1 pseudogene is annotated in these 564 nt (G+C 34.2%); it reads right to left on the bottom strand.

Features of this window, described 5'->3' with window-relative positions:
* Positions 1 to 319: 319 nt before the first annotated feature.
* A pseudogene (locus ACM0OZ_RS49195) lies at positions 320 to 564 on the bottom strand (ISNCY family transposase); the annotation flags it as partial.

The following is a 564-nucleotide window of genomic DNA, read 5'->3' as shown; positions in this document are numbered from 1 at the left end:
CTAGTTCGCGGTGCGAAACGGTAGAAGAAATGAACTAAAAACTTGATGAATAACCAAGATGACTCATAAAAAACTTGATGGTATTTAGCCACTCAGTATGAAACCAAAAATCCTTGATTAAGCGCGAAAAAGCAAAGAAAAATTATGTAGCTTTATCGTACATCTTTTTAACTTGTACAATTTTCTACGGCTAGCGCAAAAACTGAGATTATTTATTGAGTTGGTAGCATTGTGATGCTAACAATAAAAATTAAAAAATCATTATTTTTTAGTAAGCAATCTAGCCAAATGATAGTGCAATGAAACAAAATATCAGAAGTTAATTATAATTGAGATTCTTTTCAAGAAGACTTCGACTGATAATAGTTAAGTTATGAGCAATGATTCCCCATCCAATCCAACTGGAGAAACCGAACTCTCCTCGATATAAACAACGTTGTAGACCAAAGCATCGCTTGAGGTAGCTGATACGTCCTTCGACACCGTTATGCCAACGACGAGCTTTCTGAAAACTTCTTTTTCTTTCATGTTTAATTCGTTCTTGATTTCGATAACCACCTTTAG

The sequence above is a fragment of the Scytonema sp. PCC 10023 genome, from assembly GCF_963920835.1.
Classification (GTDB): Bacteria; Cyanobacteriota; Cyanobacteriia; order Cyanobacteriales; family Nostocaceae; genus Kalymmatonema.
Note: the sequence above shows the minus strand (reverse complement) of the source record. Positions and strands in the feature narration are given on the sequence as shown.